Source organism: Halalkalibacter sp. APA_J-10(15), assembly GCF_023017105.1.
GTDB lineage: Bacteria > Bacillota > Bacilli > Bacillales > Bacillaceae_D > Halalkalibacter.
Map to the genome: position 1 here is coordinate 34,847 of NZ_JALKEV010000002.1, position 16,250 is coordinate 51,096.

Consider the following 16,250-nt stretch of genomic DNA (forward strand, 5'->3'; position numbering starts at 1 on the left):
CCTAAAAAATTTATACCTAAACGTTCTTTTTACAGGTATAAATTTATTTCTTTTGTTCTTTATAAAGAATTTATCATTCTTTCTATTTGCTGTCAATAGTCTTTTCTATTATTTCTTACTTTTTCTGTCTAAGTTAATCTTCTTATATACGAAAGGCCAAATTCCATTAAAAATTCATTCGTGACTCTCTCTAATATACAAATACGTATTTGTATATTGATTATTAGAAATCTCAACCGACTGGCCTTTAAACGCTTGCCTACTTATATCAATTCCTGGAGTATTCATATTTGAAATCAATTGATTTCCTATTAAAAGCACATCTGTTTCACTCACATCACTTGGTGGAAGAATTTCAATTAAACTGACCTCTCTCGTTAACGCGTTAGCCTCTATTTGATTATTTTGTACTGATATTTTATTAGTAGCGTGTACCTTAATGGCTTCACCATTCCCTTTGATGAATAGATCCGTATTGTGAATCCTCACCTCAGACTGAGGATGGTCAATTACAATCGCTCTACCATTCGTTGTTATGGAGCAATGTTCAAAATGATAGTATCCATTAAGGTTAATATGAATTTCACCATCTCCACTAGTCCCTGCTTCTAATTGACAGTCTACATACTTCCCACGTGGTAAATCAATCCCATAATACCCATTGTAACCAATGACTGATAACCGTTCGAATATACTACCATCACGGACATTTCCACTCATATTCCTTAATTCACCTTCACCTATTATTGTCACATCTTGTAAATGGATCGGTTCTCCATTTATAACTAACCCTTGTCCATCTTGCTCATGTTTCATTTTAATATTCTTTCCCTTAATCCCATAAGGAGTATAACTATTAAACACAAGCTGAGAATTCTCTAATTCAAAACCATCAATCAAAATCTCTGGCCCCGTGAAAAGTGCCATTGAATTGTACATTCGATTTTGATAAAAATCGGCATAATGACTGGCATGAAGACTTGATCCATCAAACACATTCTTTTGTATCACTGCCTCTGAAAAAGGCGGTGAAATAGCCAGACCAATTGCCCCAGTCGAACCAAAATAATTATGTTCAACGACAGCGTTACGGCCATCAAACAAAATTAAATCATAACCAGCATTACTATGAAAGTCATTCTCCCTTATAACGACATCATGATTTGGAAAGAAACCTGCTTCCACGTCTATACCAGATTGCGGAGCTATTCCGTTCATATTGTGAAGAATATTTTGATAAATCTCGATCCCATCAACACCTCCAACTGTAATCCCTTGGCGACGATTATAAGCAAATTCGGAATCATAAATTCGAATATTTTCTGAAATGGTTTTCACATACAGCTCTACACTAAATGTTGACAACTCCTCTTGTTCAAAGACAATATGAACATAATTGGCTTCCTCTGGTACTTTTGTTAAGCTCCAATTAAGTTCATGGTTGCGTTCCTTGTATAGAAACACACCTTCTTGATCGTAAAAATAAAGGTGTGCTACCTCATCATTTAATAGACCTACGGGACGTGCAAGCTGGATTGTTCTTTCCGAGTCTAGAATTTCATGATCTAAATTAAACCAATTCTTCGTTCTAATTTCAGCCTCACCTTTTACCTTTTCTCCCTGCTCATTGAACGCACCGAATTCAAAATCACTTTCTTTAAAGTGTCCGATCATAGTTGCTTTACCGCCAACAGCAAGACCGTCTCCCGTGAATTGCTCTGCCTTCACGTTGGCAACTGTGACATTCTTTGCACCTTCCATTAAAATCCCGTATCCACTCTCATGTGTACCTGCAGAATGCTCATGATCTTTACTTGAATAGTCATGCTTATCACGTTCACCGACAAAGGTACCACCTTTAATGGTGACATTTTCAACTAATGGACCAATATATAACAGTTCATATCTTTCAAATCCATTTTCTTCTTTCTGAATAATAACTTCATCCTCCAACAATAGTGTCATATGACTGACCATATTAATTCTGCCTGCTGGATCGTAGGGCTCTTTTGCCTGAATGGTATAAACACCGTTTGGTACTTTTACTGTTGAATAACCTTGTTCTTGAGCCCACTTAAGAGCTTCATTTATTCCAACAGTCGTTGCTTCTGGGTTTGATCCATCATCATAAATATTCCAAACATCTAATTCTAGTACGTATATATCTTCATGGTTCTCTTCAATCGTCTCCTCTTTTATACAGCCACAACTAATAAGTACCACTATGAACATAACAGCGACAAGAATCGGCTTTACATTGATTTGGATTGATTGAATAAGGCTTTTCCCCCTCTTATTTTTTTCGAAAGTTGAATCAGCATGGCCATTTCCGGTGTACGAATAAATAATAGACCATACATGAAAACAGAAAGCGTCAGACAGATCAAAGCCCTACTTATTAGGGACATAAGATCATATCCTACAATGAAATATTGACAAACGAAGTTCGTTAGACTACACATAAATACCGTCAATAAACCAAACCAGCTATACCGTATAAAATAAGAAAGCACTGAACGTTTGAACACATGTTTATAGACGATAACGGGTTGTGTCCAAAATACGGTTAAAAGGGTTGCAAATGTCGTTCCAATAAAAATCCCCATCAACCCAATGTATTGCACCAATATGAGTGAAATGATTACATTAATCCCTCCTTCTATAATCGGAGCATATTGATCTTGAACAAATAACCCCGCTGTTTTTTTAAAAATCGCGATCGCTGCTTTCATTCCAGTTAAATAAAAATTAAGTAAAATAACAATTAAAACGGTCGTTTCTAATAAATATTCTTCTCCTACCCACCAGCTAATAAAAGGCTCGATTATATTAAATAACAAAACAGCTGAAATCGAATAAATAAAGAAAAGAATTAGAAATATCGTTTTAAAAATCACATAATTTTTTTCTGAATTCTCTGTCGCGACTAAATTACCAATACTCGCACTCACACTATGAATAATATTGTTAGCAAGTCCAGTCACTTGCTGAATAATTAATGTATAAATCGAATACAATCCAACCGTTGCTACACTAATAAAGGAAGAAATCAGAATATGATCGGTTCCAAAAACGAGAAACCCTCCAATATTATGAAGCAGCAATGCCTTAACATTTCGAATAAGATTTGTTTTTGTTTCAGAGTCTAGTGGATACTTTTCCTTAGTATGAATGTAAGGATACCTTTTTCCCACAATAGAACCATTTACAAGTTGCTGAATGATAAGCATTATAAGTTCTACGACTATATACAAAATGAAATTCGCCGTCCAAATAAGAATAAATACCTTTATAACAGTCGTGATAATTTGAAAGATTAGATCAATTCTCAATAACACATAGCCACGTTGATCTGCTTGAATGAGAGACCATTTATGGGCATTTAAATAGGACACCATATTTTTAGATACAAATAGTAGAAAGATTACAGTTAAATAGGGAACCGGTTCGGTGTCATTCATCAACATCGGTAAAAACGGTAGTAAAGCTAAGCTTAAAAGTAGGACGAGAATAGCAAGTAGAAGATACGCCTTTTTATACAATTGGATTAACGCAATCACTTTACGATGATCCCCAACAGCCAATGGCTTATATAATTGATAGATAATACTCATACCTATTCCACTTTCAGCTAAAGCGAGCATCGCAAGAACATTCGTTAACAGACTACTTAATCCTAAATACTCAATTCCTAATGTATCGAGAAATACTTTCCTTGAGAAGAAACCCAGTAGAGCAAGGATGATTTGTGAAACAAGCATGATCGTTAGATTCCTTATTGAATATGTCGTTCTCATCGACAAGCCCTTCTTATTTCTCCTTGCTTTATTTGTATTTGTTTAAGCTTTAATTGAACCTTCACATTTCCCATCCTCACTTCTTTTGAGGCTACTGAAATAGGGAAAATCATTTTTTCAGTACCCTTGATTGGACTAGCAACGGCTTTTTCCATTATCTCTCTTCATTAGGAATATAGTTTTTTTCCTTAACAGAATGAAAAATTTTTAAACTTTCCGGTACTCGGATAATACGCAAGGTTCGAAGTCCTTTTTTACATAATAAATAAGCAAACAATAAAAATGGGTGTACACAAAACAAATGGAAAGAAATGAGTAAATCCCGGTTTCCCCCCACTGCATTCGCTATCTCCCGTTTTGATTGTTTAACAAATGTATAGAGCTTTTTTCGTTCTACCCCATTCGGATCGAGACTTCTTCGATGAATATACAACAGCCTGTAGTGACTAAATATCGTTGTAAGCATCAACTTATATGATTCAGGTAAAAGAGTAGGGTAATACCTTTCTAACAAAGCTTGTCTTTCCTTTAAGCCATTAATCATATTCAGATTTTCCAACGTATACGCATGGACTAAACTATCCTCACGTTGATAATAATAATAAAGTGGCTTAGAGCTAAGAACAAAACGATCGACGTGTTTCATGAGCTGATGTGCCCAAAAGACATCTTCAAACTTCACTCCTTCTTTAAAAGGCACCTTTTTAGCGAGTGATGTTTTTAATAATTTTCCCCATGTGAAATTTTTGACCCGTTCATTTACGACAAGCTCCTTCATAGCTTCTACATTAGATAGGATCATAACCTCTTGCTTATTTATATACCGTTGATCAAGGGTAAGTCTCTCATCATCTGCATAATAAAAATGGGATTGGACGATATCAGCCTGATGCTCCTTCATCAGACTAATAAGTTCCTCAATCATCGTTTCTTCAATCCAATCGTCACTATCAATAAACATAACGAAAGGGGAACGCACCAACTGCAACCCTTTATTTCTCGCAGCATATGCACCTACGTTGTCTTGTTCTATAACGACAATTCGATCATCTTTTTTCCTCCATTCGTTCATGATTCTACTACTGCCATCCGTCGACCCATCGTTAACGAGCAGAAGCTCAAAATTGGAAAAGGTTTGATTCACAACACTTGTCAAACATCTATGCAAATAACGCTCTGATTGATAAATTGGTATAATAATACTAACTTCCATTTCTTGCAAAGCCTACACCTCCACTCCAAGGAGTTTATACAATTTGTCCATTTCATCTGAATAATCATAACGATTTTGCAAACATGCTTCTGAGAGTGAGTGCATCAATCGTCTATTTTCATATAGCTTAATAATTTCAAACGTTATTCCTTCAACCGATTGGTTACAGATTATACCATCTACTCCTTCATTTACTTGACTTCTAGCTGTACGGTAATTTGTAATAAGAACAGGCTTACCGAGAATCTGTGCTTCCGTTACCGTAACAGCTTTCCCTTCGTATCGTGATGGCTGTACATACAGATCAGCTGCCTTTATATAAGGATACGGATTTAGTTTCTTTCCAATGAGAAAGAAGGAATCCTCCATACGATATTGCTGAATTAGCTCATGTAATTGAACTTCATCACCGCCGTAGCCCACAACATACCAAGCAAAATCATACCCTTTATGACGAAGCTCACTTAACACCTTAATAGCGCGATCGATTCCCTTTGCATGTGACAGTCTTGCTACTGTGACCATTTTAAAGCGAGAGTCCCTTATCATATCACCGCTTATAGCTTCCTTCGCTAACTCAGTAATTACTTTTTTTGATACGATATTTTCACATACATGGACCTTTGTAGCCAAAGTTGGATACTTTGATATAAATGCAGAGCGGCAATCTTCGGACACCGCTATAATGAAATCAAATCTTTTCCACACATTTAAATCACATGAAACATCTGTATCAACGGTTTCAAAATCTGTATGAACCCAAGCGACCTTCTTATCCGCCTGCACTTTGAATGCAACAAAATCATGCGGCCATAAATAACTAACCGCTACATCATAGGACTCCTTACATTTTGGCAATAATACTCGCGCATTTCGCCACATATATTGCATTTGTTTATAACCACTTTCAACAGATCGATAAGTAGACGCCTCTACCTTTGCTAATATTCTTGTTAATGCGAATAACCAATGACCACTTTTTAACAATTCCCCGATCGATTGACGAAAGGAACGATACTCATATCGTTCTGGTAATAAACGAGGAGAAGCAGGTAATAAATGAAAGAAGTCACCCTGATGACGGTAGAGCATTAGGTCTATTTGAAGCTTTTCATAATTCAATTCATGTAGTAAATTAATTAAACTTCTTTCAACCCCACCAATTTCTAGATCAAAGGAAGAAATAAGGACTTTCTTCACACGGTCACCTTCTTTTGGTTTTCCTGTATATAAAGCTTCTTCAATCGGTCAACACCAGTGTCTAGTGTATACTCTTTTTCAATAAAAGCTTGTTCAATTCTACTTAAGTCAAGCGTTTTCGTCTTTTTCATTTCCATTATCTTTTCTGCCCATACTTCGGCCCCAGATTCTAATGAACATCTTTCCATTTGGCCAATCTGTAGATCGGCCTCCGGTTGTATAGCTTCTGAAACAAGACACTTCTTTCCAGCGGCTTGTGCCTCTAATAGCACTATTCCGAGCCCTTCATACGTGGACGGAAACACAAATAGATCCATACTATGAAGCATTGTTGGAATATCTTCGCGTATTCCAGTAAAATGAACATATTCTTCCAATCCGATCCTTTGTGCCTTATCCTCAATTTCCTCTTTTAATACCCCATCACCAACTAGTAACAACACCACATCCATATTTCGCTGTCGTAAAATGGCTAATATATCAAGCAAAAAGGAATGATTTTTCGGTTCAATAAATCGGCCTATATGTCCAATGACAAATCGCTGTTCAATTCTAAGTTGCTTTTTAAATACTTGCACTTCCTCTACCGGCTCTTCCATAAAATCTTGGTAATGAATAACGTTAGGGAAAATCTGATAGTTACTCCTTTTTCCTAACCTGCGTTCACCAAATAAAAAACGCCCTGCTTGTTTACTACAAGCGAGCGTATATGTGGAAAACAATTGAATCGTCGGCTTCATAACAGCTGTATACAACCTTCGCATAAATGACTCCTGATCATCATCAGTTGTATGAGCATGTGAGATTCTCACCTTAACCCCTGCGAGTCGAGCAGCTATTTGTACTAAGCCACAATGAAATAATGTATGGGCATGAACAATATCATACGGCCCATATATTTCCATAATATGCTTCATCTCGATAATTGACAGATGATTGACAACACGAATAACACGACCTCCTAGCTGTCTAATTTCATCATCAAAGTATGCTTTATCACCACTAAATGTAATAAAGTCAAACTGAATATGTTGAAGGTCCATATTTCGATATAAATCAATGAGCATCTTCTCCGTCCCACCATGATTCATCGCTCCAACTACATGTAGAACGGAAAGCTTATCTGACTGTCCCATTTTCTTCTCCTTTCAATTTAGAAAGCTATTTTCTCAAATGAAATCGTCTCTTTAATGCATTGAATGATACGCATTTGATCCTTACGTCTTAAGTTCGAGCCAGATGGTAAACAAATACCTGTATGGAACAAATGCTGTGCAACATCCATCCCTTTCTCGTGAGGATAATACTTCACACCGTTAAACATTGGCTGTAGATGGAGTGGCTTCCATACAGGACGTGCTTCGATATTATGTGCTACTAGCGTTCGTCTAATATCATCAACCCGATAAGCAATCTTCGAATTATCAACTCTTAACGTCGTTAGCCATCTATTCGAGCGAGTATTTTCGAGCTCTTTCGTAAAAATGAATCCAGGTATATCACCAAGCTGTTCAACATAACGCAAAAAAACTGCTCTTCTTGCATGAACACGTTCTTTTAACACTTTAAGCTGTGACCTTCCGACCGCAGCTAACAAATTACTCATTCGATAATTGTAACCAAGCTCTCGATGCTGATAATACTCTGTTGGATCTTTTGCTTGTGTTGCTAGGTATAGAGCTTTTTCTAGTGCCTTCTGATCATTCGAAACGAGCATCCCACCACCAGATGTTGTAATAATTTTATTACCGTTAAATGAGTAAACACCAAATAACCCCATCGAGCCACTATGCCTTTGTTCGTAAGTTGATCCTAATGACTCTGCAGCGTCCTCTATGACTGGAACTCCATACTGATCACATAGAGAACAAATTTCACTCATGTTCGCCACTTGTCCATATAAATGAACGACAATAACTGCCCTCGGTAAACGTCCTACTTGAGCAGCTTCAGCCAATGCAGCTTCTAGCGCACTCGTTGACATATTCCATGTATCGGGATCTGCATCAATAAAGACGGGTTCCGCCCCCCGATACAAAATAGGATTAGCGCTCGCCACAAACGTTAAGCTTGAACAAAAGACTCGATCTCCTTCCGTAACATTTAAGACATGAAGAGCTAAATGAATAGCTGCCGTCCCTGAACTAACTGCAACTGCTCCCTTTACACCTACATATTCGGCAATTTCCTTTTCGAAATGATTAACATGAGGGCCTAATGGAGCAATCCAGTTGGACTGCAGAGCATCTTGAACGTATGCTAATTCCTCACCAGACATATGAGGAGGAGATAGATAAATTCTATGATCTTTTGACAATCGAATCGCCTTCCTTTTGCTTAATTTTCGCAGGAACACCTATAGCTGTACAGTACATCGGAATATCGTGTATAACAGTTGCACTAGCTCCAACGATGGCCCACTCTCCGATCGTCTTTCCAGGTAGTACCGTTGCACTTGCCCCTAGTTGTACTCCTGTTCGTATCGTGGTCATTCCTGTTAATGTTGCACTAGGAGCAATATGAACAAAATCACCTATTGCGCTATCATGTTCTACAACTGCATTCGTATTAATAATCACATGATCACCAATAATAGATCCCGCTTGAATAACCGCATTCGCCATGACCACACTTCCATGTCCCACTTCACTTTGTGGACTAATCCAAGAATTCGAATGTATTAATGTAGCATATCGACTTTTATCCAACGCTAATGTTTCCATCATTACTTGCCTTTGCGCATTATGACCAATTGCAATGACCACCTTTGTGTCCTTTTCAGTCTTAAGATACTTATGTAGAGAAGCAATTGGACCAAGAATAAGCCCATTTTCTATTGTTTCTATTTCGTACTTATCGTCTACGTAACCTACGATCTCATAACCATTTTGAATGGCCACATCGGCAATAACTTTACTATGTCCACCATGTCCGACAATGAACAACTTCATCCAACATCACCACTTGACGATTTCACTCCTTGAAATCTCTCCATTGGTAAATTCGAAGCTTGATTAATCCCATCACACTTGACCACTTTCAGTAAAGTCATGCCTATTATTTTCAAGTCTAACCAGAAAGAAGCGTGATCTACATACCAAAGATCGAAATCAAACTTTTTCTCCCATGATAGTTGATTACGTCCGTTAACTTGTGCCCAACCTGTAATTCCTGGCTTTACATCATGCCTTCTCATTTGTTCAGCTGAATACAATGGCAAATACTCCATTAATAATGGTCTCGGTCCAACAAGGCTCAATTCACCTTTTACTACATTCCAAAGCTGAGGTAGTTCATCTAAGCTCGTTTTTCTTAATATATTTCCAAATGTCGTTAATCGCTTTTCATCCTCCAAAAGCTCACCACCTGAATCCGTTCCTTCACTCATCGTGCGAAATTTATACAAATAAAACGGCTCTCCTTTTAAGCCGGGACGCTTCTGAATAAAAAAAATAGGGTTACCTAATTGCCATTTAATGAGACAAGCTATGATCACACCCATTGGGAAAAGCGCGATTACTAACGTGATTGCTACTACCAAATCTAACATTCTCTTAATCATTATTCTTTCTCCTCTCCAGAGATCAACCTAACGTGACCCAGCTCACCAGTGGTCTTCATTACTTCCTTTACTTTCACATTTTGTCGTTCACCATATCATAAATTTTCATTAACAATTCTTCTAATTGTTTACTATTCATACGATCCCCTAATTTCATTAAAATGGTAAATACGGACTATGGTAAATGATATCCAACGTAACAACATGCTCATAAATAAAGTAAATAAAATAGCAAATGACAATACCAAAATAAATAAAACGCTGATCCTTTTCGGCGAATAATTTAACTACCCATGAAACAAGGATGAGCTGATACAAACCAAAATAAATTGAAAATCGAGCAAAAATCCAATTCTGTGTCGAAATTAGCATAAACAATAAACTAATGAGCGCCATATTAACGATCACATCACTTTTCGGAAACAGTTCTTGTAGTCGTTCACGTCCAATGTACGCTAATAAAATGGGGACAGCTGCAACAAGAACTCGTAAACTATTCGCTCCTCCTTCTTGGAAATCCTCATACCCACCATATTGCGTATCTTCAATCACACGGAAAAGAATATCCATAAAATGATTAAAGCCAATGACTAACGCAACGGAGCCGAAGATCAACACAATCGTCATTTTTGACCATGCTGGACTTCGTACAATAAAATAAACGGGTATCATAATAATTGCTGTTTGATGAAAAGTAGAAGCAACAAGCACAATTGCAAAATATCTCTTCCATGCTCCTTGGATGATAAAGGTTGTCGCAGCAAACAAAATAGCAGCAGCCAGGTATTGTCTAACCCCGTTCATTGAAACGAGGAAAAAACCTAATGTTATATAGACATACATACTAATTTCAAATAAACGTGAGTAGTGATATAAAGTCATTGTAATAAGAACATTCGTCAAAAAAGCTGTAATGAATAAGAGCAACTGTGGATCTCGAGAAATTTGCTGCAATACCATTTGCAATAGGTTAAAACCGAAATCACCAGTAAAGTCCATTTCTTCCCATGTGTATTCATTTGTGACATACGAATGAATATAGTAATAGGTATCTCCAATGTTGCTTCTTAAGCCAGCAACGAGCACAAGTGATGATGCCGCTAATCCAGCAAAGTATTTATTCGGCTTAACTGTTGCAGGTGACAATGAATCATGCCGAGCCAAATAACGTGCCAATAAGGAGAATACAAATACGAATAACACATTCGCATATAAAACCGTCACATCATCATTTCCTTTCGTGTCTAATTACTTCATTACGGTTTGCCTCCGAGTGAACCGAATGTATAAATGAAGCATAAAACCAAATGGTATCGCAAATAACGTCGTCCATTTGCATGGCGATTCAATTAAAAAGCGATGATTTCGAATAAAGAGATTACTAGACACATAGTGAATTGCTTCCCTTAAGCATTCATCCCATGTTGGTGCATATTTCATCGCTACTTTCCGAAAAAAAGAAAACCCTCTTGGATTCTTTCGGTATTGTTGCACCATATTTAAGCTAGAACCATCATTCAAATATTCAACATAACAAACGACTTCATCCATAATGAGTAATGGGCAAATTTGGTCAATTAAAATATATTTATAACTAAGCGGACAATATGTTTCCCCTTCATAAATTGGATACGGCGGTGTCTTACTCGTAAATTCTGTACGGTAAATAAGCTTCTTATCACCTTTCACGTTGTACCTCATGTATAAATCGGATAGCGTTGCTGCTTTCATTGAGTGAGGGAGAGCTGTGCCAACAATTTCTCCTGATGGATAAGCATCTAATGCAACGATTCCTGCATAATGTCCATGTCCGAATTGTCTCCAAAATGAAGTGATTTTTTCTACAGCATCATCAGCAAAATAGTCATCAGAATCTAAACAAACATTTAACTCCGTTTGAATAAGCTTATATGCTGTATTATGAGCTCCATGCATGCCTTGGTTTTCTTGATAATGATAGCAAATAGTCATGGCTTCTTCCTGAATCCACTCCCTCACTAACTCAGCTGTTTCATCAGTGGAACCATCATCAATAATCAACCAAACAAACTCACCTGAGGTCTGTCTTTTTAAGCTTTCATAACATTCGTGCAGGATATAAGCACGGTTGTATGTTGGAGTAAAAACCGTTAATAAAGCATCCATATGAATCTCCTTCCTTCATTGCTACACAGACTGCCGTTTAGCCTCCGCTAAATAATATCCCGTTAACCAATCAACCATTGAACACGTATCATAATTGTTCTCTCTTAATTGCTCACTCATATCCTTATGACCGCCTGTTACCGAAAGTACGTATTCGCTCCATTCAGACGGAGAACGAGATAGTGGAAAAAAATCAATTCTATTCGTCACATCTACCTCTTTTGTAATCGCATCAGAAACGATACAACGCAATCCAGCTGCCTGCGCTTCAATTAACACAACCGGTAATCCCTCAAATAAAGATGGAAACAAAAAGAGGTCAAAAGCTAACATTAGATCTGGAATATCTTCTCTGACGCCTAAAAAAAAGACAGCTTCTTCTATTCCAGCTCTCCTTACTTTCTCGATTATATTGCTTTTTTGTGAACCGTCGCCGACAAGTACAAGCACTGCATGTTGATTGCATCGATATACCTTTTTAAAAATCTCAATTAGAAATTTGTGATTTTTTTGTCTATTAAAACGACCAATATGGCCAATGACAAATTTTCCTTGAATCCCTAGCTCTTCTCTTTTTTTCTTTCTTTTTATCGGATCATAAGCAAATTTATTTACATCGACAGCATTATGAAGAACCTTTATATCCTTTGTCGCTATCTCCTTACCGAAAAGCCATTCTCCAGCTCGTTTCGAACAGGCAAAATACGTTGTAGGTTGATTCTTTAACACCCTTCGTGCATATATTCGAAACGGAAGCTTATAATCAATGGCTAAATCGCTTAAATGGCTATGGGCAATACGGCAAGGTACTCCTGCTTCTTTAGCTATCTTCAAAATAAATGCGCTATTCTCATTAATATGTGAATGAACAATAACATATCGATGTTCATGAAAAAATAACTCTAGCATAGTGAAATACGTACGATACTGACCAGGTCGTATTGGTGGCATTCGATAAATACAGCCACCTAAATCTAGAATTTCTTGATCATAATGACCTTCTTCCTCACGATGAACGATAAAATCGAATTGAATACGTTCACGATCAATTCGGCGATAGTAATTCATAAGCATTGTTTCAAGTCCACCGCGATTCATAATCGTAACGACTTGTAGAACTCGTATTGGCTTCAAGCTCGTCCCTCCTTCCTTTTCTTTTTCTCATCATTTCAACACCGTGTAACATCATATAGAAAACGGTGCTGAACTTGTATTTCGCACAGAAAAAAAAGGGCTTCCATATCCATGTAAAATGGCGAAAATTTAACGTTTTCAAGGCTCGTTGCATTTGCTCGTCATGTAATATACGCTTTACTTTTTTTATTCTTTTATAATGCGAACGATTCTTCGCATAAATTTCATTTAACCCTAGTCCTAATACACTCATACTGATTCGATTTTGCAGTGCGTATCGATAGACGGCCTCCTGCCGACTTCTATCATTTGCAATACGTTCTATATGTTGAAATAAACACTTCCACTTTATTAATAAATTTGATTTATGAGTAGCTGTAACAGATTTATCATTTCCTCTCCAATAATGGTAAAAAGGTTGATTATAGAAAACAAATCTTTTGACGTGAGTAAGAACTTGTATATTAAATAAAGTATCCTCATTCGTTCCAATATCGTTTAAATCAACAAAGGTTGCTTGACTTATTCGTAGAGTCTCTTGTCGATAAAGCTTTGACCAAACCGTTCCCCATGCGTCAAGCATTTCAGGTTGTCCTAATTCATGACGAATGGGGCCAATCAAGCGTCTTAGTAAATGAGTCTGTACTTGCTTTCCTTCTAAATGAATCATTGACTGATCAGTGAGTAGCTTCTCTTTTGAACCACCTAGAAACTCTCGCACATATGAACACATGACAACGTCCGCATCCTTTTCCTCTGCTATTTGAAGTAAACGTTCATACATCGTAAGATCTACCCAATCGTCTGAATCAACAAAACCTATATATTTTCCTTTCGCCAATAATAAACCTTGATTTCGAGCAATCGAAACCCCTTTATTATTTTGATTAATGACGACAATCCGCTCATCTTTCTCTGCATAATAATGGATCAGCTCTAAGCTACTATCTGTTGATCCGTCATTGATAAGAATAATCTCAATCTCTTTAATCGTTTGTTTCAGTAATGATTGTAAGCAACGAGCTAACTCTTTTTCGCGATTATAAATAGGCACGATAATACTGATTTTCGGTTGCATGTATATCCTCCATCATAAAATGTAAGTAAACCCCATCCATTTCTCGCCGCACGTTTTCAAGTGAAAAAGGTTGGACATACTCTAAACTGCGTTCGGAAAATCGTTCTCTTAACTCCACTGAGCCGTAAAGAGTAACAAGTTTCTTTGCAAACACATCAACTTGTGAAACACCTATTAAAAAACCATTTTCATTCGCAGTTATGAGTTCTCGATGCCCTCTGTTATTTGTAGCTATTATAGGCAACCCACAAGCCATCGCTTCTAAAATATTGACCGGAAGCCCTTCACGTAAGCTTGCAGATAAAGCAATATCACATATTGGAAGTAGTTGATCAATATCATTTCGGAATCCTAAAAAGTCGATTCGATCCTTGACTTTTAGCTGTTCCGCTAACTTTTTACACTTCTCTAACAACGGTCCTTCCCCAGCAAACAAAAGACGTGCTCCACTAAGCTCGTCTTTCACATGTGCAAATGCTTGAATTAAAAGCTGATGATTCTTATTTCGATTGAATTCAGCTACATAAATCATTAAGAATTGCTCTTCAGTATAATGATAGGATAAACGCTTCAACCATTTCTCCTTCTCAGCGAGAGGACGAAATTTCTTCATATTAACACCGACTCCACGTACATGCTTTAATGTTCTTGCCTGTGCAAGGTATTTCGATGCAAATTCGTAATCCTCTTGATTAATCGTAATTAAACAATCCGTTTGTGAAGACAAAACTCTTTCAATTGGATAGTACAACCAGTTAATTAATGGTGCCCCCTTAAAAAAATGAAAGCCATGAGCGGTATAAAGAACTCTTGCTCCAGATTTCCGAATCCCCTTTGCTGCTATACGAGAAAGAACCCCACCTAATGGAGTGTGACAATGAATGATTTGATACTGTTCTTGTTCGATAATGTTCTTTAGCTGTTTACACGCCCGGAAATTGGATAGACGAAAGGGTGAACGTTGAATCGGGATTGAAAACTTCTTATTCGTATACGGTAAAGTCATTGACCCTGCTGCTGCAACATGAACTTCCCATCCTTGGTCTTGAAACCATTTCAAATAAGGCAAATGAAAAGCTTTAAAATGATAATCAACCGTTGCACAAAATAATACTTTTTTGTTATTCAAACCAATTCACCTCTTTCGATTACTTTTCCATTTAGTTCACCTTCTCTTTTCAGTAATGACTTTTTATGTAAGTCCTTACTGAAAAGAGAAGGTTTTAACATTGTATAGGGCATTGAACCCTCCCTCACACCACACCACTGATGACAAGCATCTAAGGTTTCCACCCACAGCATAGTCGAGTATCTCCATTTGATAGAGGTTAGGAGATATCACCTGTCAAACAACGTGCAATGACATTTTATATGAAAGTAGATAAATCATACTGTTAATACTATAATGATGAATATTTTCGTTCTTTATAAAGAACAAACAAACCAAAAAACATCGTTTTATTAAGACGCTGTAGAATTTTTCCCATTTAAGATCGCCCCTAATATGTTGGCTTTGACGATGGATAATGTTTTCTTAGCTTCAACAGCAGCACTATCTTCTGTATGATTATTTTTTAAAACAAGAATAACTCCATCGCATTTCATTGCTAACATTTTTGTATCGGGGGTCTCAAGCACTGGTGGACCATCCACGATGACAAAGTCATAAAGCTTGTAAACTTGTTCCATAAAACGATCCATCTCTACTGACCTAAATAATTCTTCTGTATTATAAGGAATCGCACCAGCAGTAATGACATGTAATCCCTCGATGCTTGTACGGTTAGTCGTTTCCTCCACTTTTCGTTGACCAGTTAAGATGTGGCTTAAGCCTACACAATTTTTAAATTGAAAAAGTAAGTGAACAGTTGGATTTCTCACATGGCCGTCGATTAACAATATTTTTTTTCCTTGTTTTGCAAAAGAAACAGCTATATTAGCTGCAGTCACAGATTTACCTTCTCCTTTTTGAGGAGAACTAATGACAACAGACCGTGTATTATGCTCAAATGAGGAAAATTCTATATTCGTACGAATCACATCATATTCCTCAGCTATGATAGATTGTGCATGGTGAAAAATTGTTCGTTTCTTTTTCTTTCTGCGAATTCCCATCTCTGT

At 37.1% G+C, this 16,250-nt stretch carries 14 protein-coding genes; all 14 read right to left on the reverse strand.

Annotated elements, in window-relative coordinates:
* Positions 1-174: 174 nt before the first annotated feature.
* Positions 175-2,232, reverse strand: a complete 2,058-nt coding sequence (locus MW695_RS03005; RefSeq protein ID WP_247103222.1) for a right-handed parallel beta-helix repeat-containing protein — start codon at positions 2,230-2,232, stop codon at positions 175-177.
* Between the two features lie 20 nt (positions 2,233-2,252).
* On the reverse strand, positions 2,253-3,797 hold the full coding sequence (locus tag MW695_RS03010; RefSeq protein ID WP_247103223.1) for a lipopolysaccharide biosynthesis protein: 1,545 nt from the start codon (positions 3,795-3,797) through the stop codon (positions 2,253-2,255).
* A gap of 154 nt (positions 3,798-3,951) precedes the next feature.
* On the reverse strand, positions 3,952-5,010 hold the full coding sequence (locus tag MW695_RS03015; RefSeq protein WP_247103714.1) for a glycosyltransferase family 2 protein: 1,059 nt from the start codon (positions 5,008-5,010) through the stop codon (positions 3,952-3,954).
* A 12-nt stretch (positions 5,011-5,022) separates the two neighbouring features.
* A complete protein-coding gene (locus tag MW695_RS22865) occupies positions 5,023-6,210 on the reverse strand; it encodes a glycosyltransferase (protein ID WP_247103226.1) in 1,188 nt (395 codons plus the stop codon).
* Entirely contained in the window at positions 6,207-7,346 is a 1,140-nt protein-coding gene (locus MW695_RS03025) for a glycosyltransferase family 1 protein (RefSeq protein WP_247103229.1), read from the reverse strand. Before MW695_RS03025 ends, MW695_RS22865 begins: the two co-directional genes overlap by 4 nt.
* 17 nt (positions 7,347-7,363) lie before the next feature.
* Positions 7,364-8,488, reverse strand: coding sequence for an aminotransferase class I/II-fold pyridoxal phosphate-dependent enzyme (locus MW695_RS03030; protein WP_247103720.1), 1,125 nt, complete (start codon positions 8,486-8,488; stop codon positions 7,364-7,366).
* 22 nt (positions 8,489-8,510) lie between these two features.
* The gene (locus MW695_RS03035; protein ID WP_247103232.1) at positions 8,511-9,161 is read right to left on the reverse strand and encodes an acetyltransferase; all 651 of its coding nucleotides are present in this window, start codon (positions 9,159-9,161) and stop codon (positions 8,511-8,513) included.
* Positions 9,158-9,769 carry a sugar transferase gene (locus MW695_RS03040; protein ID WP_308446067.1) on the reverse strand — a complete coding sequence of 204 codons (612 nt, stop codon included), beginning with the start codon at positions 9,767-9,769 and terminating at the stop codon, positions 9,158-9,160. The genes MW695_RS03035 and MW695_RS03040 overlap by 4 nt, the downstream gene beginning before the upstream one ends.
* A gap of 159 nt (positions 9,770-9,928) precedes the next feature.
* Complete coding sequence (locus MW695_RS03045) at positions 9,929-10,996, reverse strand: EpsG family protein (RefSeq protein WP_247103234.1); 1,068 nt, start codon at positions 10,994-10,996, stop codon at positions 9,929-9,931.
* Between the two features lie 24 nt (positions 10,997-11,020).
* Positions 11,021-11,917 carry a glycosyltransferase family 2 protein gene (locus tag MW695_RS03050; protein WP_247103235.1) on the reverse strand — a complete coding sequence of 299 codons (897 nt, stop codon included), beginning with the start codon at positions 11,915-11,917 and terminating at the stop codon, positions 11,021-11,023.
* Between the two features lie 21 nt (positions 11,918-11,938).
* A complete protein-coding gene (locus tag MW695_RS03055) occupies positions 11,939-13,051 on the reverse strand; it encodes a glycosyltransferase family 1 protein (protein ID WP_247103236.1) in 1,113 nt (370 codons plus the stop codon).
* A complete protein-coding gene (locus tag MW695_RS03060) occupies positions 12,996-14,129 on the reverse strand; it encodes a glycosyltransferase (RefSeq protein ID WP_247103237.1) in 1,134 nt (377 codons plus the stop codon). Before MW695_RS03060 ends, MW695_RS03055 begins: the two co-directional genes overlap by 56 nt.
* Positions 14,092-15,258, reverse strand: coding sequence for a glycosyltransferase family 4 protein (locus tag MW695_RS03065; RefSeq protein ID WP_247103238.1), 1,167 nt, complete (start codon positions 15,256-15,258; stop codon positions 14,092-14,094). The genes MW695_RS03060 and MW695_RS03065 overlap by 38 nt, the downstream gene beginning before the upstream one ends.
* Positions 15,259-15,590: 332 nt before the next feature.
* Positions 15,591-16,244, reverse strand: coding sequence for a CpsD/CapB family tyrosine-protein kinase (locus MW695_RS03070; RefSeq protein ID WP_247103239.1), 654 nt, complete (start codon positions 16,242-16,244; stop codon positions 15,591-15,593).
* Positions 16,245-16,250 lie beyond the last annotated feature (6 nt).